Origin of the sequence: Halostagnicola sp. A-GB9-2, from assembly GCF_030068615.1 — an archaeon.
Classification (GTDB): Archaea; Halobacteriota; Halobacteria; order Halobacteriales; family Natrialbaceae; genus Halostagnicola.
Window position 1 is genome coordinate 121,358 of sequence record NZ_JASJOC010000007.1, and the last position, 25,415, is coordinate 146,772.

Here is a 25,415-nt window from a genome sequence, read left to right on the forward strand (position 1 = left end):
TCCCAGTACTGCCGCTGTTTCGACGGTTCTCTTCGGTCGAGAATCTGGAAATGGTACAGACCGACTACACACCTCGCTCGATATCCGGTCGTGAGAAGAGGCCCCTAGTAGTGTCGATCCGAGCATTCGACGATAGCGTCAGCGAGGACCGAAACGCCGATCTCGAGGGATTTTTCGTCGATGTCGAACGTCGGGGTCTGCTGATTCGTGGGTGAATCAGTCCCGACGAGGACGTACGAGGCGAATCCGCCGTTGTCCTTGACGTGTTCCATGAGGAAGGTAGCGTCCTCGCTCGCGCCGAACTCAGCGGTGGGCACGACCGAATCGACGCCGTCGACGGTACTCGCGATTTCACCGACGATGTCTCGAAGTGCCGGATCGCTATCGACGCGGGGCGACTCGCTTGTGACGCGCGGGGTCACGTCGCAGTCGTGCATCTCCGCGGCTGCGTACAGTACACGTTCGAGTTCGGTTCTGGTGTACTCCATCAGTGCCGTCGTCTCGCCGCGGACTTCGCCCTCCAGCGTGATTTCCTCGGCGATGACGTTGCTCGCGGTGCCGCCTTCAATGTGACCGAAGTTGACTCGGGTCATTCCGTTGCTGTGGCGCGGAATTGCGTAGGCGTTCTGGACGGCGCTCGCGACGGCCTGCATCGCGTTGGCACCGTCGTTCGGCGCTTTGCCCGCGTGGGCGCTCGCCCCCTCGAAGGTTACGGTCAAGTGAGCCATCGCCAGCGGCTTCTCGGCGCCCGCCACGACCGTTCCGGTCGGATCGTCGTGTCCGATGTGAATGGCGAGAAGATAGTCGACGTCGTCGAGGTAGCCACCTCGGGCCATCGCCCGGCCGCCGCCGGAAATCTCCTCCGCCGGCTGGAAGAACACTTTGAACGTCCCCGAAAAGTCGCTTCTCTTCACCGCCTCGAGGGTCCCGAGCCCCATCGCGATGTGTCCGTCGTGACCGCAGGCGTGCATGTATCCGTCGTGTTCGGACCGAAACCCTTCGTCCGCGGGTCGATGGCCGGGCTCGCTCGACTCCCGCAGGGAGATAGCGTCCATATCGACTCGAAGCCCGACGCACGGTTCTCCCCCACGGACACCGCCGATGGAGTCGGTTTCCTGTCCGCTATCACCGCCGTGACCACCGTCGTGGTTCCCCTGTTCGATAACCGCGACGACACCGGTGTGACCGTCCGCAGTTCGCTCGAGAATATCGTCCCGAACGCCCGCCTTACGCGCTCGCTCGAGCCACGGCTCGAGATCATCGTCGTCGGGTACGGCCATTCGTGCTTCCGACGAGAGCGCGTCCCGCCCGACGGCGATTTCGTCGACGCCGATTCGCTCGAGTTCCTCGACGATTCGGGCCGTGGTTCGGAACTCACACCAGCCGGGCTCGGGGTAGCGATGAAACGCCCGTCGTAGCTCGGTCAGCCTGTGTCGTCCGTCGTGTCCCATCGTGGTCGTCACAACGAAGGGGGGATACTTAACCGTGGTCGATAATCGCATACGGCACCATCGCGATCGGTGTAGAATCTCGTCCGCGGTTCGCCGTTCGGTCGGGTACTGTCCGCAGTTGTGCGATCGTAGAGTCGGATCGTGGAGTTGGATCGTCGAGCCGGATATTTCTAGTCGAGCGAAGCGATCGCATCCAGTTCGACGCGAACGTCGTCGGGGAGCCTCGACGCTTCGATGCAGACTCTGGCGGGGGGCGTCTCGCCGAACCTGGCACCGTAGGCCCGGTTGACTCGCTCGTAGTCCTCGAGATCCGTGAGATAGACGGTGACTTTGATCACGTCCTCGAGACCGTTCCCGCCGGCAGCGTCGACGACCGCGGCGATATTATCGAGGATCTGGTCGGTCTGTGCCGCGATATCGCCGTTGACGACCTCGTCCGTCGCCGGATCGACTGGCCCGTACCCGGAGACGTAGAGCGTCCCATCGTCGCGGACGCCCTGTGAGTAGGGGTTGTCGTTGCTCGGCGCACCGTCGGTTTCGATTGGTTCGGGTTCAGTCATCTGCGATCAGTTCGCTCCGGTCGTCTGTTCGATCGCCTCCACGATGACGTCGAGGGCCGTCTCAGCAAGCTCGTAAGTGAGCACGAGCGGCGGGAGGAATCGCAAGACGTTGCCGTGGCGACCGGCCGTCCAGACCAGCACGCCCCGTTCGAAACAGTACTGCTGGATGTCGTCGACGAGGTCGCCGTCCGGACTCCCCGTCTCGTCGACGAACTCCGCGCCGATGAACAGGCCGCGGCCGCGGACGTCCGCGAGACGTTCGGTGCCGTCGGCGGCCTCGTGGAGCCGATCCCGAATGTACTCACCAAGTTCGCGGGCGTGCGAGAGCAGTTCGTGTTCCTGAATGTACTCGATCGCACGAGTACCGGCTCGCATGCCGACGACGTGGCCGCGATATGTTCCGGCGTGGTCGCCCGGTCCCCAGGTATCGAGATCTTCGTGGTACAGCGTCGCAGAGAGGGGGAAACCGGCACCGCCGAGGGCTTTCGCCGAGGTCATCGCGTCCGGCGTGACGCCCGCCCAGTCGCTCGCCCACCACTCGCCGGTGCGGCCGAGTCCGCTCTGAATCTCGTCGAACACAAGGACGATGTCGTTGTCGTCCGCGATATCACGCAATCCCTGCAGAAAACCCGCCGGCGGCGTTACGATGCCACCTTCTCCCTGGATCGGCTCGACGACGATACCGGCCGGGTTGGCAAGGCCGCCGTACGGATCCTCGACGATGGCCTGGACCTCCTCGAGTGCGTGATCGACGGCCTCCTGTGGTTCCTTTTCCTGTCGGAACGGGTCCGGATACGGCGCGTGGACGACGTCAGCGAGCAACGGCGTGTAGTGTTCTTTGAAACTCTTGTTCGACGTGAGACTCATCGCCCCCGTCGTCGCGCCGTGGTAGGCCCCGCGGAAGGCGATGAGTCCGTCGCCGCCCGTGTTGTACTTCGCGAGTTTGATCGACGCCTCGATGGCGTCGCTGCCCGTCGGTCCGCCGAAGACGACGCGATTTTCCCCCTGCAATCCCGACGGGGCGATTTCATCGAGTTTTTCAATCAACTCGAGGCGAGCCTCGGTCGGGAAGTCGACCGTGTGCACGAACTTGTCCGCCTGCTCGTGGACGGCCTCGAGAACGTACGGGTTCGAGTGGCCGACGTTGAGCACGCCGATTCCGGCGAACATGTCGATGTAGGTGTTGCCGTCTACGTCCCGTACCGTTGCTCCCTTTCCATCCTCGAACGCGATCGGAATATCGTTCGGGTAGGCGACGGCGCTGCTGTCTATTTCGCGTTGTTTCTCGAGGAGTCTCCTGGTGTTCGGTCCGGGAACGTCCTCAACGTTCGGTGCGTCTTCGAAGTGAATCTCCTCGATGGGCGGTCCAGCCGTCATACGTGGTATCAGGTGAAACAATTATAAAAAAGTGTCTACAAAAACCATATTGGCTGTACACAGATATTGATATGCACTCGATACCATGCGGCTGAGCCGGCTTTCCACCCAACCGAGCTCGTGCTACCGGTTTTTCGATCCCGATTTCTCGACGTCGAGAACCGGGAGGAAAAGCGCTGAAGGTCCCGAGACCGATTCGGTGGTCGGTCTTGTCGTTGCGCGTGTACCGGTCGATCTCGTCCGCCAGAACCCTGATAGGATCGGTTGTACGTCATTTCCGGACAGTCGCCACCCCGCTCTGGCGACTGACCGGTAAACAGCTACAACCGACCCTATGAAACCTCGATCGCGGCTTCACCGATGGGTCACGAGAACGTGCCTCTCGGTAGCAAGAAGCATACACTACAGTAATCAAACAATCTCTTTTTATTCCTCGAGGGCATTATCTCGCCAATGGCACTCGACTTCACCCCGACCACTGTCGACGAACTGGACCCGGATCGGCGTCCGTCGGTTCGACTCGCGCTCCTCCCGGTTCTGGCGGTCGTCGTCTCTCTTGGTATCGGATCCGCAGTGCTCGGACTCGATCCGCACGTTCCGTTGCTCTGGAGTATCGTCTTCGTCGGCGCGTTCGGGCAGTACCTCGGGTATTCGTGGGCGGACCTCTACGATGGTATCTCGAACGGCCTCCTGATGGGGCTGCAAGCGTTGCTCATCATCTTCACCATTTACGCGCTCATCGCCACGTGGGTCGACGCGGGAACCATCCCGGCGATGATGTACTATGGTCTCGAGTTGCTGTCGCCGATGGTGTTCCTACCCGTTGCGACCGTTTTGGCCGCCGTCGTCGCGTTTGCCATCGGTTCCTCGTGGACGACGGTCGGAACCCTCGGCGTCGCGTTCGTCGGCATCGGAACCGGTCTCGGTGTTCCGAGCGCGATGACTGTCGGAGCGGTGATCTCGGGGGCGTACGCCGGCGACAAACAATCGCCCCTCTCGGATACGACCAATCTCGCCGCCGGCGTGACGAACACGCCGCTGTACGACCACATTCGTCGCATGCGGACGGGAACGCTCATCGCCTTCGGGATCGCGGTTCTCGCCTTCGCGGCACTCGGACTCCAGTCGAGCGGATCCGTCCCAGCCGAACAGGTCATGGAGATCCAGAGCGCCCTCGCTGGAACGTACGACGTTTCGCCGCTGGTGTTTCTCCCGCTCGTGATCACGTTCGGCTTCGCCCTTCGTGGCTACCCCGCGCTTCCGACGCTCGTGGTCGGCGTCTTCGCCGGCGTCTTCACCTCGATCCTCGTCCAGGGGACCGGATTCGTTCCCGCCTGGGAAGTCTTTCTGAACGGAACGGATCCCGCCACCGGTTCGGAACTCGTCGACGAACTCCTCGAGACCGGCGGCCTCACCGGATCGGCCTGGACGATCACGGTCGTCGTGGCTGCGCTCGTCCTCGGCGGCCTCCTCGAGAAAACGGGCGTTCTCGCGGTGCTCGCCCACCGGCTCTCGCAGGGGGTTCGGAGTTCGGGGGGACTGATCGCCGGCACGGGCGTCTCCGCGATCCTCATCAACGCGCTCACCGCCCAGCAGTACATGAGCATCGTCCTGCCGGGAATGACGCTTCGAAACCTCTACGAGGAGTTCGATCTGGATAGCGACCAACTTTCTCGAGCGGTCGAGGCGGCGGGAACGCCGACCGGTGCGCTCATTCCGTGGCACGCGGGCGGGGTGTTCATGGCCTCTGCCACCGGCGTTCCGACGCTCGAGTACGCCCCATACTACCTGTTCGGGATGCTCTCTCCGCTGGTGCTGTTCGCGATGGCGCTGACCGGTTTCGGCGTTCCGTCGACCCACCGTGCCGAGACCGTTCAGACGGCAGATTGAGGGACGACTGTCGAACGAGGACCTGTACAGTAATCGGAAAGTAATACATTGAGCTTTCGACTATTAGGGAGTTATGACAGAAAACATTGAGATTGTTAACGAGGAAATCGTAACTATACTTCGGACTCTGCTTTGTTAACTGCCGGTACCATTCTGTGGGAAAATCCTATACTACTCCCTATTTGGGCAGAAAGTGGCAACTATGGCTAAAATATGGGGAATAATAAAATATTTGGGCGCATTTTAACCTTCAACGTGTATTATCTACGAATTCGATTACTCGAAGAAGCTACTGGAATCACAGAATGCATTCGGAACTGACTGCTATCGAGTATTATATCAAAATGGGTGAGTTACTTACAACTTCGATTTCCGCCGAACCGATATCGCTGTTCGCCGCTCGAGAGACCCTTGCTACGCGGTCGTCGGGTTCGCTGCTCGGTCGACGGGTTTGCTACTCGGTCGTCAGTTGCGGGCCGATACTCGTCGCGTCTCCCTCCCGAAGCGTGACGATCTCGCCGAACCCGACTGATTCGCCGACTGAAACGCCGGAACTTTCCAACTGAGCGATGAGGCTCACGCCGTCGTCGAACCGAACCAGACCGAGGTGATTCGGCGTTCTCACGCCCGGCGGCGTTGCATGCACGGTCGTCGTCGCGACGACTCGCCCCGGGCCGAGTCTGTACGTCTCGAACGACGACGACCCGCAGTCGAGACAACGACCGCGCGTATAGTACCAGCTACTCGAGCAGTTCGTGCATCGAAACGCTTGGCCCGCGTCGTCGCTTTCGACTGTAGGCTCTCTGCTTTCGTTCATATTTTCCCCGTCATGCTCGCTTCACGATCGTACAGATCGAATTGTTCCCGAACCCGGCGACGTTGATCGCCAACCCGACATCCGGATCATCGAGCTGACGGCCCTCCCCGGGCGCGTCGCCACGAAGTTGCCAGACGAGTTCGATCACTTGCGAGACGCCGGTCGCACCGAGCGGATGCCCTCGAGCTTTGAGTCCACCGCCGGGGTTGACCGGCAGTTCTCCGCCACGATCGGTTCGCCCGTCGAGTGTCGCCCGCCACGCTTGCCCGTTATCGTAGAAACCGAGTTCCTCGAGTTCGAGCAGCTCGAGGATCGTAAACGCGTCGTGGATACAGGCAACGTCGACGTCTTCGTGGCTGATCGACGCCCTCGCCATCGCCCGTTCGCCCGCGAGCGCGACACTTTCGATCTCGAGCGGGTCGGCTCGCTCGGCGACCGCGTGGGAGCCGGTTGCCCCTTCGATGGCGGACAGTTGAACCTCCCCGTCGCCGTCGGCGGTGAGAACCACCGCAGCAGCGCCGTCGCTGGTCGGACAGCAGTCGTACAATCGGAGCGGTTCGGCGACCGGCGGCGACTTGAGCGCTTCGTCGAGCGTTACCTCCTTCTGGAACTGCGCGTACGGGTTCACGGTCGCATTCCGGTGGTTCTTGACCGCGACCGCCGCGAGCGCCTCTCGGTCGGCGTCGTAGCGCTCGAGGTACGCGTCGGCCGCCAGTCCGGCGAACGAGGGCAGCGTCAGTCCCTGCACGTACTCGCGGTCGTGTGTGAGACTGCTGATTACGTCCGTTGCAGTGTCGGTGTCGACTGACGACATCGTCTCGACGCCGACGACGAGTGCGGTCCGCGACCGCCCGGCGCGGATCGCGTCGACCGCGCGAAGGAGTGCGCTCGCGCCGCTCGCACTGGTGTTTTCGATTCGATCCGCCGTCGCGCCCTCGATTCCAAGCGCGCCACAGACGGCGTTCTCGAGGCCCGTTCGGCTGTCGAGCGCCTCGGCGGCCATGTTTCCGACGTGGACCGATTCGACGGCACTGGAGTCGATCTCGGCGTCCTCAAGCGCGTCCCAGGCGACGCGTTCGGCGAGCTCGAGCGTGCTCGCCTGGGCGTCGCTTTCGAAGCGAGTCATTCCAACGCCGGTGATGGAGACGTCCATCGGAGCCCTCACTCCCCTCCGCCGAACGCGCCGCGGGCTTCGAGGTCGTCCAGTTCGTCGTCGCTGTAGCCGAGGTCCGCAAACACGGATCGATTATCCTCGCCGAGTTTGGGCGGCGGCGACTCGAAGCCGCTGCTCGAGCGGTCGTACTTGAGCGGGTGCTCGATGACCGGAATCTCGCCGCGCTCGGGATCCTCGATAGTCGTGACGGTGTCGCGAGCGTCCGTCTGCTCGTTGTAGAGCGCGTCTTCGGCCTCGAGAACCGGTCCCGCGGGGATGCCGGCTTCCTCGACGAGGAGGACCATCCACTCGTCCGTGGTCAACTCTCGGAACGTCTCCTCAAGTTCCGCCTCGAGTTCGTCCATGTGCTCGACCCGGTCGGCGTTCGTCTCGAAGCGCTCGTCGTCGACGAGGTCCGGTCGCTCGAGGGCCGTACAGAGCCCCTTCCAGAGCTTCTGGTTGAGGCAGGCGACGTTGATGTGGCCGTCGGCGGTCTCGAACGTCTGGTAGGGGGCAAGGACGGGATCTTTGGTCCCCATCCGCGACGGTGATTCGCCGGCGAAGACTTTTCCGGCCTGTTTGGTCAGCCACGGGAGCGCCGCGTCGAGCATGCCCAGATCGATGTACTCGCCCTCGCCGGTTTGCTCGCGTCGGTAGAGCGCGTTCGAGACGCCGAAGGCGGCCCACATTGCGGTGATGAGGTCGGTCATCGGAAGTCCGACTTTCACCGGTTTGCTGTCGGGTTCGCCCGTGACGCTCATGATGCCGCTCATCCCCTGAATCAGCAGGTCGTAGCCTGGACGCTCCCGCCAGGGGCCGGTCTGGCCGAACGCCGAAATCGCACAGTAGATGATGTCGTCGTTGTGCGATCGAATCGCGTCCTCGTCGACGTCCAACCGCTCGGCGGTGCCCGGGCGGTAGTTCTGAATGAAGACGTCGGCCTCGCTCGCGAGTTCGTACAGCGCCTCTCGGCCAGCCTCGGATTTCAGGTCGAGTTCGACGCTCTTCTTGCCGTAGTTGACCGACCAGAAGTAGGGCGATTCGCCGTCGATGAACGGCGGGCCTGAGTGGCGATTATCGTCGCCGACTTCGGGCCGTTCGACCTTGATGACTTCCGCGCCCTGGTTCGCGAGCATCAACGAACAGAAGCCGCCGGTGACGAACGTCGTTAGATCGAGGACTCTCACGCCGTCTAAGATGCGATCGCTGCCAGTCATGTGATGTCGTATCACTCCGTACGGATCGGGGAAAAAGCTTCCTATCAGGTCGGACGGCGGCTCGTGGGAACCGCCAGCCCGCTGGAACGTCACTCGAGTGCCGACGTTCGAACCACCGCCACGTCCTCGCCGGCCGCGATATCGCTCGTCGTCAGGACGAACCCGTCGGCCGCGGCCGCCCGCGTGCTTGAGGAGAGGACGCTCGGGTCAAACGTCTCCTCGTAGACCGCGAGCGGGGAGTCGACGTGCCCGAGCGGGGTCGCCGTTTCGGCCTCGAGCGTGACCGGAATCACGTATTCGAACCCATCTGGGCCAAGGCCGATATCATGGGCCATTTGGCGGTCGACGGTGGGAACGTCCTTCTCGCCGGTGAACAGCGCTCGAGCGACGAACGCGGCGCTGACGTACGCGCCGATCGGTTTCCCCGGAATGGCGACGGCGAGCGCGTCGTACTCGGGCAACCGAGCGACGGCGATGGGTTTCCCCGGACGAATTCGAACGCGGTGAAAGTCGACGTCTCCGAGATTCGCGAGGGCGTCGATGACGTAGTCCTTCGCGCCGACGCTCGTGCCGCCGGTGGTCACGACCACGTCGTACTCGAGCGCGAGTTCCTCGATCCGCCTTTCGACCCGGTTTCCTTCGTCGGGAACCGACCCCTCGTAGGCCGGCTCGTGGCCCCACGAACGGAGCAGGTTACACAACATCGGCGAGTCGAGGTCGGTGTGACGACCCTCGTGGATCTCGGTGCCGGTCGCCAGCACGCCGACTGAGAACGGCTTTGTGACTTCCACCGTTTCGCGCTCGATATCGCGGAGCAAAATCGCGTCCATCGCGGAGAGTCGATCCCCGCTCGAGTAGAGTCGATCGCCCGCCGACAGGTTCGAGCCGCGTTCGTAAACGTACGTTCCCGCCGAGAGCGACGGCGGAGCGATCGTCCCGTTCTCGAGGTCGACGTCTTCCTGTTTGACGACCGTATCCGCCCGTTCGGGCAGGGGCGCTCCCGTCGCGATTTCGATCGCCTGGCCGGACTCGATCGTCGGCCGGTCGGATTCGGGGTAGCTCGTTCCGGAAACGACCTCGAGCGGGCCATCATCGCTCGAGGCAAACGCGTAGCCGTCCATCGTCGCCCGATCGGTGGCTGGTTGATCTGCGGGTGCGAGGATCGTTTCGGCGAGGTGGTGGCCGGCGATATCCTCGAGCGGACGGGCCCTCGTCGCTCGAGACTCGAGAAACCCCTCCCGAACGGAGAGTGTTTGTTTCGTTGCCTCTTTTCGCCAGATAAGATCGTCGTGCTCGCTCATGGCGATACCTCACCGGGCATCGAAAAAAGCGTTTGGAGAGCCGACTACTCCCGTTTCTGATGGCGGTCTGCGATTTCTTCTGCTTCCTCTCGGACCGCCTCGATGGCGGGCTCGAGTTCCGCGTAGAGGGTTTCGACGTCTTCGGGAAAAATTTCGACCGGCTTGGGTTGACTGTGGGTATGTACCCGAACTCGATCTCGATGCTTGTAGGTCCGGTATAGACTCCAGAGACCTGCCGCGGCGAACCCGCCGCCCAAAAGCGGATTCGACATCATCGAGTAGATTCCGAACACGACGAGCGCACCGCTGAGAATCGCGAGAAACCAGTTGAACGCCTCGTTGTTGATTTCCTCGACGTTCGTGTAGGGGATACTCGTGAGTTCGTCGTCTGCTTTGACCAGCAGCCGCTTTTCGGTGACGCCAACTTCCTCGTTGTTTCGAAGCCCCCCTCTGTAGTGGAGTCGTTCTCCGCGATCGAGGTCGAGGCCGTGTCGACTCGGCATTGCCAATGTGTGGGTGAGGCCACCTAATCAAATTTTCCCCCGACTGCTAAAAAAAGCGCGAACGGCTCGTCGATTAGTCGGCCTGATCGACCGGTTTTTGCTCGTCGCCGGAGCGCATCTGCTCGAAGTAGGTGACGAATTCGTCTTCGCCTTCGGCCAACTGGTCCCACTGTGTGAGTCCGCGCTCCTCTCGAGTGCCGCGGATCGTGTTGTCCAGCAGGACAGCGATGATACCACCGACCGCCATCGTCGTCGATCCGATCACGAAGATCGTATCAGATATCACCTGCTGACCGAGGATTGGTCCAATTACGGCGGCGTTGGACGTGATTTCCTCTCGGAAGTAGTCGGTGGCTCCCATATCGGCGGCCCCGGCGGCCGCTTCGATGTTGCCCATGTACACCGGAATCGCGAGTCCCATGAACAGGGCGATACCGATAATGAAGACGTTGCGCGAGGAGTCGAGGTCGACGTACTTGAGATTCGAGAGACCGACCGCGGCGATCTGTCCGAACATCGCGATGTACAGTGCGCCGACGATCGGTGCCGGAATCGTCGTGATAAACGCCCCGAAGTAGCCGATAAATCCGACGACGAGCATCACGACTGCGCCGATCTGGACGACGTAGCGGGATGCAACGCCGGTGATACCGATCGCCCCGATGTTTTCACCGTAGGACGTCGATCCGTTACCCGTCCCCATGATGCCGGCGATGATGTTCCCGATCCCTTCCATCCCGATTCCGTGGTTGATCCGTTTTTCACTCGGTGCGCCAACGCCGGCGATCCGGGCGACCGCGTAGTAGTCACCGAGGCTTTCGACCATCGACGCGAGGATTCCGGCGAAGATACCGATCGCGAACGCGAAGGTAAACTCCGGAATACCCCATTGCAGCGGTACGATCGGTTGAATCAAGGACGCCTCAGCGACAGCTCCGGTGTCGACGTAGCCGGTTGTTTCTGAACCGTAGACACCCGTAAACGAGAGCACTGCGGCGACGATCCAGGCGACGGCGATTCCCAGAAGCACCGGGAACAGTTTCGCGTACCGACTGTACTGGTCGAGGTACTGCGAGAACAACACGATCAGGAACAAGGTGAGCCCGAGTAGCCACCAGTTCTGATCTACCGTCGTCACGTCCGCGACGTCGAACAGGGAAAGACCGATCAGCACGATCACCGGTGCGATCACGACCGGTGAGAGATAGTATTTGAGCTTCCCGAGCACACCGATGTATCCGAGTCCGACCTGGACGACCGCAGACGCGATGATCGCCCCCTGTAACTCGAGTATCGTGACTTCCCAGCCAACGCCCTGTGCACCGAGCGCACCGATGATCGCAAGCGCCGGTGCGAGCAGTGCGAACGTACCTCCCTGCACGATCGGATATCGGTTCCCGAACGTCGTCTGCAATAGCGTTGCGATCCCCGAGACGACGAAGAAGGTCCCGACGAGCCTCGCCGTTTCACCGTCGGGCATCCCCATCGCACCTGCGAGGATCAAGGGAATAGCGACGGTCGCCCCGATCATCGTTAAATAGTGTTGTAAACCGAGGAGGACCGATTCTCCCAGCGGCGGTTTGTCCTCGATTCCGTATTCGACGAACGACGCCTCTTCTCGAGAGACGGAGCCCCCGTCCGCCTCTATATCGTCCGAATTGCCAGTGTTTTCTGTCATGTGTATCTCTTTCCCTCGGCTCTCACCGAGTGTGCTGTACGAGAGTATGCCACACTCGAACAGACATGCGACCAAAAACCCGTGGAATGTACATAAAGGTACCGGCACTACTGAATACCGATTCGGCCCTTTTCCGGCGACTGTGCGTCGTTGGTCGGAAATCCGAACCTTCGACCGGTATCTGTCAAGAAATCGTTCGACTTTCTGTCCTCGAGTTCGGACGACCCGTATCAGAAACCGGTCACGTGGGGATACACTCTTACAGGATGACCGTCTCTGTGGGAGTGATGGCATCCGATCCGGAGTACGCGGTCCACGCCGAGTTAAACGTACAGGTCGAAACGCGTGACGGAGTACAGCTTGCGACGGACGTCTACCGTCCCGCAGACCCGGAGACGGGCGATCCGATCGACGAGCCGAAACCGGTCTTGCTCGATCGGACCCCCTACGGCAAGCGGGGACGCATGGAACGACACGGCGAGTGGTACGCCGAACGCGGCTACGTCGTCGCCATACAGGACTGTCGCGGCCGGTTCGACAGCGAGGGCGAGTACTACATCTTCAAGAACGAACCCGAGGACGGCTACGACACCGTCGAGTGGCTCGCAGAACAGCCCTACTGCGACGGGCAGGTCGGCACCTTCGGCACCTCCTACGGCGCGTGGGTTCAGAGCGCGCTCGCGACGCAGGATCCGCCCCACCTCGAGGCCATGTTCGTCAATCAGGGCGCGGCAAACGGGCGAGAGGCGACGTTCCGACACAACGGCGCGTTCGAACTGCGCTGGCTCGCCTGGGCCTTTACCCTCGGCGGCGGCTTCGCCAAGCGGGCGCTCGAGAACGAGGACGTTCAACAGCGCCTCGCCAACGTCGACGTCGGCGACGTGCTCGAGAACGGGCCCGTCCAGCGCGGGCAGTCCCCGCTTCGACACATCCCGGACTACGAGGAGTGGGCCTTCGACATCATGACCAACGGTAGCGCCAGCGACGAACTCTGGCAGGAACCCGGCCTCAACTTCGAGGCGTTCTACGACGAGTCGGCAGACGTCCCGACCGTCTACTCGGGCGCGTGGTACGACTCCTACACGAAGGCGACCTGCGACAACTTCGAGGCGCTGGCCGATCGTAAGGAGAGTGATCACTACCTGCTGATGGGTCCGTGGACCCACGGCTGGAACAGTTATCCGCTCCCCTCCTGGAACAAGTCCTACTCGGGCGAACTCGAGTTCGGTGAGGAGAGTCTCCGAGACTACCAGCACACCCGATTGCGGTTTTTCGATCACTACCTCAAGGGCGAAGACACATGGTCGGACCAGCCGACGGTCCAGTACTTCGAGATGGGGACCGGCGACGGTTCGCGGTCCGGAGACCGCCTCTTCCACGGCGGCGAGTGGCGCTCGTCGACGGAGTGGCCGCTTCCCGATACCGAGTTCGAGACGTACTACATTCACGGCGACGGGACGCTCTCGCCGGAGAAGCCGACGATCGACGAAGCGTCGACGACCTACGAGTTCGATCCAACCGATCCCGTTCCGACCCTCGGGGGCAACTGTTCGTCGTACATCACGTACGAACAGCGCGAAGAGAACATCCTCGAGTACCCCCTCGCACAGCGGAAACTGCAGGATCTCACGGGTCGGGGCGGCTACGACCAGCGCACGCGTCCGGACACGCTTGGTGCCGACGAACCCTACGGCCCGCTCGAGGAACGAAACGACGTGCTCGTTTATCGCACCCCCCCGCTCGAGGAAGCGGTCGAGGTTACCGGCCCGATCAGCGTAACCGTGTACGGGTCGACCGACGCGCCGGATACCGATTTCACCGCGAAGCTGATCGACGAGTACCCGGCAAGCGAGGACTTCCCGAACGGATTCGCCGTCAACGTCTCGGACTCCATCTGTCGCGGCCGCTACCGCGGCTACCGCGACGAACCCGACTTCCTCGAGGCGGGCGAGGTCTACGAGTTCGAAATGGAGCCGTATCCGACCTCGACGGTCTTCGAGGCGGGTCACCGCATCCGGCTCGATATCTCCTCGTCGAACTATCCGCGCTTCGACGTGAACCACAACACAGGCGGTCCGCTCTACGGCGACCGCGAGTACAACGTCGCGAACAACACCGTCCACCACGATAGCGAGTACGCGACGCAGATCGAACTGCCTGTCCAACCGCGGTAGTCGACGCGGATCGAATCCGCTGAGCATGTCGTTTTCTCTTTCCTTTTCAGTGGCCGATCGACCGGACCCACAACGCCCAGATCGCGCCGACGGAGAGTCCCATCGCGGCGAAGCCGGCGGCGTATCCCGCCGTCGCGGCCAGCAACCAGCCGACGAGCCACGGGTACGCAAGCGCGCCGGCGTTACCGACGAGCAACATTCCCGACAGCGTCACCCCCGAATCGTCCGTCAGTTCGGAGAACGCGAGGCTGAACAGCGGGCCGAAGGGAATCCCGAATCCGAACCCGGTCGCGACGAGTCCCGCCGAAATCCCGATCGGAGACCCCGCTCGAATAGCCACTGCAAGCCCGGCGAGGACGACCGCGAGCCCGAGCAGGGATCCGGAGACCGTCGCCCGCTCGCCGTAATCTCGAGAGAGCCACCCGCCGAGCCCGCGGCCCAACACGGTCGCCAGCGCGAATCCGACGAGGACGGCGACCGCAGGGACGGCGACGTCGGCGAGGACTTCCGTGTACCAGGTCGCCGCGACCATCAGAAAGCCGAAGGTCGCCATGTTTCCGAGGCCGAGCGCGAGGCCGCTTGCCGAGGTGAACGGCTCGACGTACGACCGGAGCGCGGTCACGGCGTTCCCGGTAACGGCGGAGAGTCGGACCGTGAGCGCACAGCCCGCGAACGTGACCGCGGCCGCGGTTATCGCGGGTGCGGTCTCCCCGAACACGTCGACTGTGGGAGGGCTCGCTGCCAACCCGACGGCGAGTCCGAGCGTAAAGAGCGCGCCGAGCATTCCCTGTGCGGTCGCGGTATCGGATCCGCTGGTTCGCAGCCCGACGTATTTCATTCCCGCGACGAACGCCGTCCCCTGTCCGAGCCCGAGCAGGAGTCTCGAGAGGTACGTCGTCTCGAGGGTGACGACGCCCCCGATCGCGATTCCGACGCCGGCTCCGGCGAGTCCGAGCGCGGCGACTCGTTCGACCCGCACCGTCCGAGTCAGCCTGTCCGCGGGAACGACCGCGAGCAGTTGGCCGAGTAAAAACAGAGACATGCCGAATCCCGCCGCATCGGGTTCGACCCCGCTCGCGATAAGCAACGTAACGTAGGTGCCGTAGGACCCGACGGCGAGCCCGAGCCCGAACAATCCGACGCCAACGGAACCCACCGCACGCCAGGGAATAGCTCGGCTACTGGTCGACATCCGCTTCGCGGTTGCCATTGGAATGTCCAACCCGTTACCTCATTAAATGCGTTGCGACGTAAGCGACGCCGCCGGAGTTGTCGATCATGTGGACACACCGAAGAAAAGTATATACGTGTGAGATTAAATTTCAGTTTGTAAGATGGATGGTAACACTATGCATCCAGATGGTGACGCTACGAAGTCTTCTTCGTCCGGAGATGACCAACTGATCGAGTACGGGATCGAAGACGATCCCAAGTTGACGGAGGCGATTCCGCTCGGGTTGCAACACCTGCTGGCGATGTTCCTCTCGACGGTCGCCTTGCCGCTCGTGATCGCGGGCGCGATCGGGCTCAACGACGCCGAAACTGCGTTTATCGTTCAGATGGCGTTGCTGGTCGCCGGACTCGCGACGATCGTTCAGGTGTACTCAATCGGCCCAGTCGGCGCGCGACTGCCGATCGTGATGGGAACGAGCGCGATTTTCGTCGCTCCGCTGATCAACATCGGCGCGACCTACGGCGTTGCCGCCATCTTCGGCGCGGTTATCGTCGCCGCACCGGTCGAAATCGTGATCGGATACTTCTACGAGGATCTTCGTCGACTGTTCCCGCCGCTCGTGACGGGAATCGTCGTTATGCTCGTCGGCCTGACGCTCATTCCAGTCGCCATGGACTACTCCGCCGGCGGGCCGGGGTCCGAAAACTTCGGCGCGCTGTACAACCTCGGCCTCGCCGGACTCGTCTTCGTCCTCGCGATCGGGCTGAACCAGTACCTCGAGGGCTTCTTGTCGATCTCGAGCATCCTGATCGCGGTGGTCGTCGGGTACATCGTCGCGTACCCGCTCGGCTTGCTCGACCTCTCGGGTGTTGCCAACGCCGCGTGGGTCGAGGTGCCGATGCCCCTGGAGTTCGGCCTCGAGTTCCACCCGAGCGCCATCTTGATCGCCGCCTTCGCCTACGTCATCGCCTCGATCGAGACGATCGGGGACATCGAAGGAACGACCGGAACGGTGGGTCGAAGAGCGACGTCGGACGAAATGAGCGGCGGACTCCTCGCGGACGGCGTCATGAGCATGTTCGCCGGCGTGTTCAACGCGTTTCCCAACACTTCGTTCTCGCAAAACGTCGGTCTCATCGGATTCACCGGCGTCGCAAGCCGGTTCGTCGTCGGAATCTGCGGCGTCTTTCTCGTGGTTCTCGGACTCATTCCGAAGGTCTCGGCGGTCGCCGCGGCGATGCCCGATCCGGTCCTCGGCGGCGCGGCCATCGTCCTCTTCGGGATGATCTTCTCGATCGGGCTCCGTATCGTCTCGAACCGCGTCGAGCTAAACCGCCGGAACCTGACGATTATCGCCGTCTCCGTCGTCCTCGGCGTCGGCGTCGAGATCACCCCCGAGATGCTCGAGCAACTGCCCGAAGACGTGCAGGTGCTTGTCGGCTCCGGCCTGCTCGTCGGCGGCGTCGCCGCGCTCGTGCTCAATCTGGTTCTGCCGGGCGACGGCGGACTGGACGGAGAGCCAACTCGGTCGACGACCGACGACTGACGGATCGGTCACTCATCGGCAAGAACAACGAATCCCCTTCGAAATTACGGCTCGAGAACGATCATCCCGTGGCTCTCGCCGTTCCTGATGCTTTCGTGTGCGCCCGGCACCTCCTCGATCCCGATGCGTTCGGTGATCACGGGACTGATCCTGTCGGCCGCAAACAACTCTCCGGCACGGACGACTTCGTCCTTCGTCGCGTACCGTGACCCGACCAGCGCCCCCTCCTTGACGACGAATTCTTTTAATTGCGGCGCGAACGAGCGGTCGTGGTGGGTCGTCAGCGTGACGACCTGCCCGCCCATTCCGAGCGCGTCCCATGCGGCCTCGAGCGTCTTGATGTCGCCGACGGTATCGACGACGACGGTGGGGCCGCGATCGGTCGCCGCGGTCTCGCGAAGCCGCTCGCCGAACCGGTCCCCGCGAGCGTCGACCGGCCGAACCGCGTCGCCGGTTACGCGATCGACGTGCTCGAGTCGCTTGTCGTCGATATCGACCGCGAGCACTCGAGCACCCCGACGGGCGGCGAGTTGCGAGAGGTGGACGCCGACGCGTCCCGCGGCCCCGATGACGACGACGGTGTCGGTGTCGTCGATACCAGTTCGTCGGCAGATGTGAAGCGGGGTCGCGAGTCCGTCCGCGGCGATAGCCCCTTCCGCGAAACTCGCACCGTCGGGCAGGGGGAGTACGTTCGCTGCGGGTGCGACCGCCTTCTCGGCGTAGGCTCCGTCGCAGTTCACGCCGTACCAGCCGGCGAAGTCGAGGCACTGGTTCGTCTCGCCGCGACGACAAGCCCCGCAGGTGCCACACGAGAGGTAAAAGTACGCGAGAACTCGATCCCCCGGCGTCACGCCCTCGACGCCATCGCCGACGGCGTCGACGATCCCGGCGAACTCGTGACCCGGAATCCGCGGCGTGAGCTCGGGATCGTCTGCAAGCCCGCCCTGGATCGCGTTTTCGATCGTTCGGGTGACGCCGCAGGCGCGAACGTCGATTCGAACCTCGTCTGGCCCGGGTTCGGGTTCTGGAACCGTTTCGACCGAGAGCGATCCGCCCCACTCCTCGAGAACGCACGCGTTCATGCTCATACGTACCGCTGTTCGCGCGAGGCTAATAGCGTTATCCCCGACGGACACGCTCTCGCATTCTTTTCCTTCTCGCGATCCTAAATGTCGGAGAAGGTATAATACCGATGCCGTCCATCAGGTTGGTATGCCTGGCCATGTCTTGGTTCCGGTCGACGGTTCGACACGATCCGACGACGCGCTCGAGTACGCGATCGATGTGTTTCCCGACGCGGAGATCACGGCGCTTCACGTGATTTCGGCGGGACAGGGTGATATCGGAGCGTTATCCGGAATGACGGGGAACGTTCCCGGCGACGAGGCCGCACTTGAACACTCCGAGGAGATCCTCGAGGCCGCCCGCGAGCGCGGCGAGGAACGCGGCGTCGAGATCGACACCGAACGCGGACGGGGTCGGCCCGATCAGTTGATCGTCAAACGGGCCGAGGACGGCGAGTACGACCTGATCGTCATCGGCAGTCACGGCCGCGACGGCGTTGCCCGGATTCTCCTCGGAAGCGTTGCAGAGAACGTGACGCGCCGATCACCGGTGCCGGTGACGGTTGTCAGATAGCCCGTTGTAACGTTCAGCAGAGCCCGAAAACGCGTTCTGCTGTCAGACCCGATCCGCGTCTTCGGGAACCTCGTGGGTCGGAAGGAGGCCGGTTTTCTCGAGGCCGTAGTAGCCGACGAGGTGGACGATCGCCGCCGCGATCATTCCGTTGAGCGCCGCCATGCCGGGAATCGGTGCCGCGACCATGACGCCAGGAACCACCGATCCGGCGGTCAGTACCGCGACGAGACAGCCCACGAGGTAGGCGATCACGCTCGTCCACCGAACGCTCGCGAACTGAACGTCGTCCATCCGCGGAATCGGTCCGCGCCAGCAAAGCAGGAAGTCGGCGATGATGATGGCACCCAGCGGCGGGATGTACTGTCCCAGCAGTTCGAGCCACGGCAGGAGGAGACCGTCGGCCCCGGCCAGCGCGAGTCCGATTCCGATCAGACAGCCCGTGATGACGAACGGCCGCTTACGGTCGAAGTCGAAGGCCTCCGCCCCGGCGACGCTGAACGCGTAGGCCGCGTTGTCGTTGGTCGTCCAGATGTTCAAGATCAGCGCGATCAGCCCGACGGTCGCGAGTCCCTGTGCGACGAGCACCTCGTATAGGTCACCCTGTGGCGTGACGTCGTAGACGGCACCGCCGACCGCCCCGCTGAGAAAGAGGAAGCTGTTACCCACGAGGAAGGCGATCAATCCGGCCCAGAACGCGACTCGAGAGTTAATCGCAAAGCGCGCCCAGTTCGGGGCTTGCGTGCCGGCGCTGATGAACGTGCCGACAACGATGGTAACCGCGAGGCCGAACGACATCTCCCCACCACCTGTCTGTGCCATCAGGCCGTCGACACCGCCCGCATCACCGATTGCGAGGTATATCGAGAGCACGCCGACGAGGATCAGAAACGGAACGGCGACGTAGGAGAGTTTCTCCATCCCGTCGTACCCGAAGTACGCGGTCATCATGTGGAGGAGCCCCCAGATGAGAATCAGGGCACTGAGCATCGCGGCGCTCTCCAACCCCAGGTACGTCGCCGTCGGAATCGCGACCATCGGGATGGTCACCCCGAACCAGCCGACTTGCGTCCCGCCCAACAGGAGGTCGGCCCACTTCGCGCCGACGCGGCCGAACGAATATCTGGCCAGCAAGACTGTCGTCAGTCCCGCTTTCGCAGAGATTCCACAGAGAAGTGCGACGTAGCCCCCGAGGATAATGTGGCCCACAACCATCGCGGACAACATTTCCTGAAATCCCATCGCCGCGCTGACCTCCGCGCCCGCCCACATCGTTCCCGCGAAAAAGACGAGTCCGAGCAGAACCGCCGAGAGGCTAACGAGCCCCTTCCGTTCGTCCTTCGGGACGTGATCGAGCGGGTAGTCGGGATCGGGAAGGTTCTCGTCGCCGAATACGATGCGCCGCCAGTCGAATCCGCCACCGCGTGTTGCCATTGGGCATGACAGGTCACCCCACCACAATTAATCTTTCCGACAAACGACCAACGATTTGGCATCGAATTTTCGTTACAGCACGATTACCGATACGATCTACCTGATCGGCGTACCCCAGAAACTATTATCGACCCGGGAGACGTTCGGACCGTATGACTACGTGGCTCATCTCAGACGCAACAACGCTCGAGGGATCTTCGGTTGACATCGCGATCGAGGACGGCACCCTCTCCCGGCTTGAGAAGGCCGGTTCGATCGATCCGTCGATCGCTCCCGAGGATCGGCGATACGACGCGAACGGGCGTCTCGTGACGCCGACGTTGACCGAACCGCACATCCACCTCGACGCGACGCTCACCGCGGGGGAGCCGAGCTGGAACGAGTCGGGAACGCTCGCCGAGGGGATCGGTATCTGGGCCGACCGGAAGGAATCGCTCGAGGCGGCAGACGTGAAAGAGCGGGCCGAACGGGCCATCGAGTGGATGGCATCCAACGGCGTTACCCGCGTTCGGACGCACGCAGACACCACCGAGGAGTCGCTGACCGGCGTTCGCGCCCTGCTCGAGCTCCGCGAGGAAGTGGCGGATCTTGTCGATCTCCAGGTTGTCGCGTTTCCACAGGATGGCATCTTCACGGACGAATCCCACGAGGACCTGCTTCGGGAGTCCCTCGAGATGGGTGCCGACCTCGTCGGTGCGATTCCACACAACGAACACACCCGGGAGGACGGCGTCGCGTCGGTCGAACTCGCGATGGACCTCGCAGAGCGATACGGTCGTCCGGTCGACATGCACATCGACGAGACGGATGATCCCGGCTCGCGGTTCACCGAGGTGCTCGCGAGCGAGTCGATCAAGCGCGGCATCGGCGATCGGGTGACGGCCAGTCACACGACCGCGATGCACTCGTACTCCAACGCGTACGCGGCGAAGGTGATCTCGCTCCTCGCCGAGAGCGGGGCCAGTGTGATCACCAATCCGCCGGACAACGCGGTGTTGCAGGGACGGTACGACGACTACCCGCGACGGCGCGGTCACACCCGGATCGACGAACTGCGCGAGGCCGACGTGACCGTCGGGATCGGGCACGACTCCGTGATGGATCCGTGGTATCACTACGGGCGCGGCGATCAGTTAGACGCCGCGTTCGTTCTCCTTCACTACGCCCATATGAACGGCCGGAGCGATGTCGGACCGCTCTGGGAGATGCTCACGACGGCGAACGCGGACGTCTTCGGAGACGAGGAGTACGGCCTTTCGGTCGGATCGGCAGGCTCTCTCGTCGTCTATGACGCGCCGGATGCGTTCAACGCGCTTCGAACGCGAGCCCCGCGAACGCTGGTGCTCAAGGACGGTCGCGAAATCGCACGAACCGAACCCTCGAGCACACACGTGGTCCGCGAGGGCGACGACGGCGACGAACTCGAGCGGTCCGTCGATTTTCATCGTTAAAGACGAACCCCCTCAGTTAGTAGCGCCCGAAATCACCGCTTCTGGCTCCTGTTCTCCGCGCCCATTCCGTCACCGCCGAACTTCCGACTCGAGCCTGTTCTCGGCGACGACCGTCCCGTCGTGGACGACCCAGCGCGGCGGCCGTCCCAGCCTGAGGGCCTCGTGACGGCTCCCGATGTCGCTCGAGAAGACGTTGAACGTCGCCGGCTCGCCGGGTTCGATTCCGTGCTCGCACTCGAGGATCGACGCGGCTTCTCTCGTCACTAACTCCCACGCGACCCGGCGCTCGTTCGGCGTCGTCAGCTGAGCCGCGTGTGCGGTGAGAAGCGCCGTCTCGAGCATGCTCGCCCGGCCGTAGGGATAGAACCCGTCGAGCAAACAGTCTTGCCCGGCGGCGACGGTAACGCCAGCGTCGACCAGTTCGTCCACTCGAGTGATTCCGCGACGCTTCGGATGCGTATCGTGGCGTCCCTGCAGGAGGAGGTTCGTCGGCGGATTGGTGATCACGGATAGCCCGGCCTCGTCGACCAGTTCGATCACCCGCGCGGCATGGGGATCGTCGTACGCCGCCAGCGCGCAGGTGTGGCCCGCCGTCACCGGTCGATCGAACCCCCGGTCGATCACCTCGGCCGCGAGGTACTCGAGCGAACGGGCCGACGGGTCGTCGCTCTCGTCGACGTGCATGTCGACGCCAACCTCGTAGCGCTCGGCCAGGTCGAGGCAGCTATCCACGTGCTCGCGCCGATCGGCCGCCGTCCGTTCGGTATCCGGCATGCCGCCGATCAGATCAGCACCGCTCTCGAGTGCCCGCTCGAGCAACGTCGCGGTGCCGTCGTCCTTCAGAATTCCTTCCTGGGGAAACGCGACGATTTCCACGTCGGCGATTTCGGCACAGGCCTCGCGGGCGGCGACGACCCCCTCGAGCGGTGTTAGTCCCCCGATCGTGTCCACGTCGACATGCGTACGGATTCGCGTACAGCCGCGTCGGACGTGGGCTTCTATCGCCCGAACGGCACGATCACGGACGTCCTTGAGCGCGTAGTTGGCTTTTCGATCGTGGATGCTCTCGATCGCCTCGGCGAGCGTTCCCGACTCGTTCGGCGGAAGATCGGGCTCGATGTACGCCTTGTCGAGGTGGACATGGGGGTCGACGAAGCCGCTCGCTACGAGCGCACCGTTGGCGTCGAGAACGGTCGTGTCGTCGGTTTCCGTGAACGGCTCTGTTTCGTCGGTATCGCCGTAGATGCCGGCGATCCGTCCGTTCGAGACGCTGATCGTCGTTGGTTCTTGACGGCAGGGCAGTGCCGCGTTCCGGACATGCAGATCCGGTGTTTTCCGCTCGAGAGTCATACCCTACCGTTCGTGTCCGCAATAAAAAGCGTTGAGTCGGAGTTCTGCGTTGGGCCGGACAGTTATTCGAACGCGACGCAACGGCAGACGCTCGATTCGCCGCCGCGGAAGCGCCACGGGAAGGTACCGATCTGGACGCGCTCGTTCAACAGTTCTTCGGGAACCTGCGCGTTTTCGACGTGGATGATCCCCTCGGGGAACAGCTCGTTGTGCATGAGCTGGTAGCCTTCAGGCGGGAAAATCTCGTCGAGGTCGTCGACGCCGAGTTTGTCCGCAGCTTCTTCCGCAAGTTTCGGTCGGATGTCTCGGATAACCGTGTTCATTGGGTGATCGGCGCTCCCACAATCCAGTAGGAGGTAGTTGATCTCCATCTCCTTACACCAGTCGGCGAACTCCTGGTTCGGACCGGGGTGTTTACAGAAGAACCGGTGCGGGTCCGCGTCTTCTTTGTGCCAGGCGTAGTCCTGATAGCCGGTGTGTACGAACAGGATGTCGCCTTTCTGAACGTCACAGACGTCCTCGATCATCTCGCTGGTGTAGACGTCGTAGTCGCCGACCTTGTCGGAGATGTCCGCGACGACGGCGTCGCCGACGAGCTCGTCCAGGCCCACCTGTTCGATATCTCGGCCGCTGGCGACGAAGTGTTTCTCGCCGTCCAGGTGAGTCCCGGTGTGGTTCATGAACTCGATTTTCTGTCCGTTCACTTTCTCGGTGTCGAGGCTCTTCTCGTACCACACCTTGGGGTTGTCGTACGTTGGCCACGCTGGCGTATCCTGTGACCACGGCTGTGTCAGGTCGTGCATCTCGTAGTCGTCGAGCATGACCAGAACGTACCCGTCCCCGTCACTTAAACTTACGTGAACGGGATAACTGTCCCTTCGATCGAAATTTCACCCGCCCGTAGCTGTTGCGCACTCGAATCCTCTCCGCTCGAGACGATTTCTGGACAAATGTGGGCATGCCAACACCCAACAACACTTATTAGTACCGTTGGGATAATGATACGGTATCCGTGTGACCGACAGATGACTATACGAACCACCGCCCAGTACGGATTCGAATCCACCTACCAGCCGCCCGTCGGCCGGCGACTACGCGGTCGCTACGACTCGAGCAATCGCCCCCGACTCGGGTGCGATAGTCGGAGACGGGACCGTGGTCGATTCGAGGGGCTATGAAACCAGCACCGTTTACACACCACCGCCCGGAGACGATCGAAGAGGCACTCGAACTTCTCGAAGAACTCGAGGACGCGGAACTGATGGCGGGCAATCAGTCGCTGGGGATCGTGATGGCGAATCGCCTCGCGACCCCGGATCATCTCGTCGATCTCAACGGTGTCGACGACCTCGCGTACATCGAGGAGCGAGACGACGAGGTCCGAATCGGAGCAATGACGACCCACCGAACCCTCGAGCGATCGGACAGGCTCGCCGACGCGCTTCCGATGCTTCCCGACGCCGCCGGACAGATCGCGGGCCCCTCCGTTCGAAATCAGGGGACGGTCGGCGGCAGTCTCGGCGAAGCGGACCCGGCGGGGAACTACCCTGCGGCGTTGCTCGCGCTCGACGGCTCCGTAACCCTTCGATCGCTCGAGGGAACTCGCTCGGTTCCCGTGAGTGAGTTCTTCATCGCGTACATGTTTACCGATCTTCGGGAGGAGGAACTCATCGAGAGCGTTTCGGTGCCGACGGATCCGTTCCCGCCCGAACGAAGCGGCATGGCGTTCGTCGAACTCAAGCGGGCCGCCCAGACCTTCCCGACGGTGAGCGCGGCGACAGCCGTTCGAGTCGACGATCCGACGGCCGACGACCCGGTTATCGAAGCGGCACGAATCGCCCTCGCGAACGCGGCGGACGTACCGTTGCGAGTCGAAGACGCTGAGTCGGTTCTCGAGGGCGAACCGCTGTCCGAAGCCGGCCTCGATGAAGTTACCGAACTCGTCACGGGCGCTGTCACCCCCGAGGGCGAGATGCACGCAGACCGGGAGTACAAGGAGGAAGTGGCCGGCGAGTACGCCAAACGGTCGCTCGAGAGCGCGTACGACGATGCTCTAGAGTGATCGTTCGTCGCCGAGAGCGACCACCCCGTACAGACAGCAATCGACCACGATATCACCCACACCAATCATACATGTTAGAATTCACTGGCGAAAACGAGATGGAACAGTCGAGAGAAGAACTGTGGCCCTACTTTACCGACCCTGACGTCCTCGCGGAGTGTGCCCCGGGCTGTAAGGAGATGATCCTCGAGTCCCCACACGAGATCACGGCGGTCCTCGCGGTCGGCGTCGGCAGCGTCAAGCCCGAGTTCGAGGTCGACGCGGTCGTAACCAACATCGAGTACCCGGGGGTGCTCGAGCTGACGGCGGTCGGTCAGGCCCCGCGAAACGAGTTCGAGATGACGGCGACGATGGAGCTGATCGAACAGGACGACGGCGGAACGATCGTCGATTGGGAGGCAAAGGCCGACGTTTCCGGAACGATCGTCAGTCTGGGAAGCCGAGCGTTAAAGAGCGTGACCAATCGGCTGGTCAAAAAGTACTTCTCGGACATGCAGGCGGTCATCGAGGAGGGCAAGGGAGCCGAATCGAAACTCGAGGAAGCGCCGGACGAGGCGGACGCGGACCTCGACGTAGAACTCGAATCGACGTAATCGCTCGCAGTCCGTTTTGATACACTCGCGCGGTTTCGATTTTCTTGTC

At 62.6% G+C, this 25,415-nt stretch carries 21 protein-coding genes; 7 read left to right on the forward strand and 14 right to left on the reverse strand.

Going from position 1 to position 25,415, the window contains the following annotated elements:
* Window positions 1-104 precede the first annotated feature (104 nt).
* The 3 genes from QNM96_RS16770 to QNM96_RS16780 all read right to left on the reverse strand — a co-directional run bounded on the left by QNM96_RS16770 (window position 105) and on the right by QNM96_RS16780 (window position 3,388).
* A complete protein-coding gene (locus QNM96_RS16770) occupies window positions 105-1,451 on the reverse strand; it encodes an amidohydrolase (protein WP_283837790.1) in 1,347 nt (448 codons plus the stop codon).
* Between the two features lie 170 nt (window positions 1,452-1,621).
* Window positions 1,622-2,011 carry a Rid family detoxifying hydrolase gene (locus QNM96_RS16775; protein ID WP_283837791.1) on the reverse strand — a complete coding sequence of 130 codons (390 nt, stop codon included), beginning with the start codon at window positions 2,009-2,011 and terminating at the stop codon, window positions 1,622-1,624.
* A gap of 6 nt (window positions 2,012-2,017) precedes the next feature.
* Window positions 2,018-3,388, reverse strand: coding sequence for an aspartate aminotransferase family protein (locus QNM96_RS16780; RefSeq protein ID WP_283837793.1), 1,371 nt, complete (start codon window positions 3,386-3,388; stop codon window positions 2,018-2,020).
* 453 nt (window positions 3,389-3,841) lie between these two features.
* Here QNM96_RS16780 and nhaC point away from each other — a divergent pair, with 453 nt between their 5' ends.
* Entirely contained in the window at window positions 3,842-5,278 is a 1,437-nt protein-coding gene (nhaC, locus tag QNM96_RS16785; RefSeq protein WP_283837794.1) for a Na+/H+ antiporter NhaC, read from the forward strand.
* A 454-nt stretch (window positions 5,279-5,732) separates the two neighbouring features.
* Here the strand turns inward: nhaC and QNM96_RS16790 are convergent, their stop codons facing one another.
* From QNM96_RS16790 to QNM96_RS16815, 6 genes are all read right to left on the reverse strand, one after another.
* Window positions 5,733-6,095, reverse strand: coding sequence for an OB-fold domain-containing protein (locus QNM96_RS16790; RefSeq protein ID WP_283837795.1), 363 nt, complete (start codon window positions 6,093-6,095; stop codon window positions 5,733-5,735).
* Between the two features lie 10 nt (window positions 6,096-6,105).
* Complete coding sequence (locus QNM96_RS16795) at window positions 6,106-7,248, reverse strand: thiolase family protein (RefSeq protein WP_283837797.1); 1,143 nt, start codon at window positions 7,246-7,248, stop codon at window positions 6,106-6,108.
* Window positions 7,249-7,256: 8 nt separating this feature from the next.
* The gene (locus tag QNM96_RS16800; RefSeq protein WP_283837798.1) at window positions 7,257-8,465 is read right to left on the reverse strand and encodes a CoA transferase; all 1,209 of its coding nucleotides are present in this window, start codon (window positions 8,463-8,465) and stop codon (window positions 7,257-7,259) included.
* Window positions 8,466-8,554: 89 nt separating this feature from the next.
* Window positions 8,555-9,766 carry a molybdopterin molybdotransferase MoeA gene (locus QNM96_RS16805; RefSeq protein WP_283837799.1) on the reverse strand — a complete coding sequence of 404 codons (1,212 nt, stop codon included), beginning with the start codon at window positions 9,764-9,766 and terminating at the stop codon, window positions 8,555-8,557.
* 44 nt (window positions 9,767-9,810) lie between these two features.
* Window positions 9,811-10,269 (reverse strand): hypothetical protein, encoded by a 459-nt coding sequence (locus QNM96_RS16810; RefSeq protein WP_283837801.1) that lies wholly within the window; start codon window positions 10,267-10,269, stop codon window positions 9,811-9,813.
* A 73-nt stretch (window positions 10,270-10,342) separates the two neighbouring features.
* Window positions 10,343-11,947: a solute carrier family 23 protein gene (locus tag QNM96_RS16815; protein WP_283837802.1), complete on the reverse strand. Its 1,605-nt coding sequence runs from the start codon at window positions 11,945-11,947 to the stop codon at window positions 10,343-10,345.
* A 287-nt stretch (window positions 11,948-12,234) separates the two neighbouring features.
* Between QNM96_RS16815 and QNM96_RS16820 the strand changes: the two genes are divergently transcribed.
* Window positions 12,235-14,121: a CocE/NonD family hydrolase gene (locus QNM96_RS16820; protein WP_283837803.1), complete on the forward strand. Its 1,887-nt coding sequence runs from the start codon at window positions 12,235-12,237 to the stop codon at window positions 14,119-14,121.
* A gap of 46 nt (window positions 14,122-14,167) precedes the next feature.
* On the opposite strand, the gene QNM96_RS16825 is transcribed toward QNM96_RS16820, so the two are convergent.
* Window positions 14,168-15,331 (reverse strand): MFS transporter, encoded by a 1,164-nt coding sequence (locus QNM96_RS16825; protein ID WP_283837804.1) that lies wholly within the window; start codon window positions 15,329-15,331, stop codon window positions 14,168-14,170.
* A gap of 124 nt (window positions 15,332-15,455) precedes the next feature.
* On the opposite strand from QNM96_RS16825, the gene QNM96_RS16830 reads away from it, so the two are divergent.
* Entirely contained in the window at window positions 15,456-16,841 is a 1,386-nt protein-coding gene (locus QNM96_RS16830; RefSeq protein ID WP_283837805.1) for a nucleobase:cation symporter-2 family protein, read from the forward strand.
* 44 nt (window positions 16,842-16,885) lie between these two features.
* Here QNM96_RS16830 and QNM96_RS16835 read toward each other — a convergent pair whose 3' ends face one another.
* Entirely contained in the window at window positions 16,886-17,929 is a 1,044-nt protein-coding gene (locus QNM96_RS16835; protein WP_283837806.1) for an alcohol dehydrogenase catalytic domain-containing protein, read from the reverse strand.
* A 124-nt stretch (window positions 17,930-18,053) separates the two neighbouring features.
* On the opposite strand from QNM96_RS16835, the gene QNM96_RS16840 reads away from it, so the two are divergent.
* On the forward strand, window positions 18,054-18,479 hold the full coding sequence (locus tag QNM96_RS16840) for a universal stress protein (protein ID WP_283837807.1): 426 nt from the start codon (window positions 18,054-18,056) through the stop codon (window positions 18,477-18,479).
* Window positions 18,480-18,521: 42 nt separating this feature from the next.
* Here the strand turns inward: QNM96_RS16840 and codB are convergent, their stop codons facing one another.
* Entirely contained in the window at window positions 18,522-19,910 is a 1,389-nt protein-coding gene (gene codB, locus QNM96_RS16845) for a cytosine permease (protein ID WP_283837808.1), read from the reverse strand.
* Between the two features lie 152 nt (window positions 19,911-20,062).
* On the opposite strand from codB, the gene QNM96_RS16850 reads away from it, so the two are divergent.
* On the forward strand, window positions 20,063-21,361 hold the full coding sequence (locus tag QNM96_RS16850; RefSeq protein WP_283837809.1) for a cytosine deaminase: 1,299 nt from the start codon (window positions 20,063-20,065) through the stop codon (window positions 21,359-21,361).
* A gap of 69 nt (window positions 21,362-21,430) precedes the next feature.
* Here QNM96_RS16850 and QNM96_RS16855 read toward each other — a convergent pair whose 3' ends face one another.
* Both QNM96_RS16855 and QNM96_RS16860 read right to left on the reverse strand, forming a co-directional pair.
* Window positions 21,431-22,711: an amidohydrolase family protein gene (locus tag QNM96_RS16855; RefSeq protein WP_283837810.1), complete on the reverse strand. Its 1,281-nt coding sequence runs from the start codon at window positions 22,709-22,711 to the stop codon at window positions 21,431-21,433.
* A 62-nt stretch (window positions 22,712-22,773) separates the two neighbouring features.
* Window positions 22,774-23,532, reverse strand: a complete 759-nt coding sequence (locus tag QNM96_RS16860) for a cyclase family protein (RefSeq protein ID WP_283837811.1) — start codon at window positions 23,530-23,532, stop codon at window positions 22,774-22,776.
* A 353-nt stretch (window positions 23,533-23,885) separates the two neighbouring features.
* Between QNM96_RS16860 and QNM96_RS16865 the strand changes: the two genes are divergently transcribed.
* Together QNM96_RS16865 and QNM96_RS16870 are read left to right on the forward strand one after the other, a co-directional pair.
* The gene (locus QNM96_RS16865; protein ID WP_283837812.1) at window positions 23,886-24,773 is read left to right on the forward strand and encodes an FAD binding domain-containing protein; all 888 of its coding nucleotides are present in this window, start codon (window positions 23,886-23,888) and stop codon (window positions 24,771-24,773) included.
* Window positions 24,774-24,871: 98 nt separating this feature from the next.
* A complete protein-coding gene (locus tag QNM96_RS16870; RefSeq protein ID WP_283837813.1) occupies window positions 24,872-25,366 on the forward strand; it encodes an SRPBCC domain-containing protein in 495 nt (164 codons plus the stop codon).
* The last annotated feature ends 49 nt before the right edge of the window (window positions 25,367-25,415 follow it).

Coding starts and splice junctions, on each gene's coding strand:
- QNM96_RS16820 (WP_283837803.1), top strand. CDS start 12,235: ATGGCATCCGATCCGGAGTACGCGGTCCACGCCGAGTTAAACGTACAG.
- QNM96_RS16780 (WP_283837793.1), bottom strand. CDS start 3,388: ATGACGGCTGGACCGCCCATCGAGGAGATTCACTTCGAAGACGCACCG.
- QNM96_RS16795 (WP_283837797.1), bottom strand. CDS start 7,248: ATGGACGTCTCCATCACCGGCGTTGGAATGACTCGCTTCGAAAGCGAC.
- QNM96_RS16790 (WP_283837795.1), bottom strand. CDS start 6,095: ATGAACGAAAGCAGAGAGCCTACAGTCGAAAGCGACGACGCGGGCCAA.
- QNM96_RS16835 (WP_283837806.1), bottom strand. CDS start 17,929: ATGAGCATGAACGCGTGCGTTCTCGAGGAGTGGGGCGGATCGCTCTCG.
- QNM96_RS16825 (WP_283837804.1), bottom strand. CDS start 15,331: ATGGCAACCGCGAAGCGGATGTCGACCAGTAGCCGAGCTATTCCCTGG.
- QNM96_RS16855 (WP_283837810.1), bottom strand. CDS start 22,711: ATGACTCTCGAGCGGAAAACACCGGATCTGCATGTCCGGAACGCGGCA.
- QNM96_RS16830 (WP_283837805.1), top strand. CDS start 15,456: ATGGATGGTAACACTATGCATCCAGATGGTGACGCTACGAAGTCTTCT.
- QNM96_RS16850 (WP_283837809.1), top strand. CDS start 20,063: ATGACTACGTGGCTCATCTCAGACGCAACAACGCTCGAGGGATCTTCG.
- QNM96_RS16800 (WP_283837798.1), bottom strand. CDS start 8,465: ATGACTGGCAGCGATCGCATCTTAGACGGCGTGAGAGTCCTCGATCTA.
- QNM96_RS16805 (WP_283837799.1), bottom strand. CDS start 9,766: ATGAGCGAGCACGACGATCTTATCTGGCGAAAAGAGGCAACGAAACAA.
- nhaC (WP_283837794.1), top strand. CDS start 3,842: ATGGCACTCGACTTCACCCCGACCACTGTCGACGAACTGGACCCGGAT.
- QNM96_RS16775 (WP_283837791.1), bottom strand. CDS start 2,011: ATGACTGAACCCGAACCAATCGAAACCGACGGTGCGCCGAGCAACGAC.
- QNM96_RS16860 (WP_283837811.1), bottom strand. CDS start 23,532: ATGCTCGACGACTACGAGATGCACGACCTGACACAGCCGTGGTCACAG.
- QNM96_RS16810 (WP_283837801.1), bottom strand. CDS start 10,269: ATGCCGAGTCGACACGGCCTCGACCTCGATCGCGGAGAACGACTCCAC.
- QNM96_RS16840 (WP_283837807.1), top strand. CDS start 18,054: ATGCCTGGCCATGTCTTGGTTCCGGTCGACGGTTCGACACGATCCGAC.
- QNM96_RS16865 (WP_283837812.1), top strand. CDS start 23,886: ATGAAACCAGCACCGTTTACACACCACCGCCCGGAGACGATCGAAGAG.
- QNM96_RS16770 (WP_283837790.1), bottom strand. CDS start 1,451: ATGGGACACGACGGACGACACAGGCTGACCGAGCTACGACGGGCGTTT.
- QNM96_RS16815 (WP_283837802.1), bottom strand. CDS start 11,947: ATGACAGAAAACACTGGCAATTCGGACGATATAGAGGCGGACGGGGGC.
- codB (WP_283837808.1), bottom strand. CDS start 19,910: ATGGCAACACGCGGTGGCGGATTCGACTGGCGGCGCATCGTATTCGGC.
- QNM96_RS16870 (WP_283837813.1), top strand. CDS start 24,872: ATGGAACAGTCGAGAGAAGAACTGTGGCCCTACTTTACCGACCCTGAC.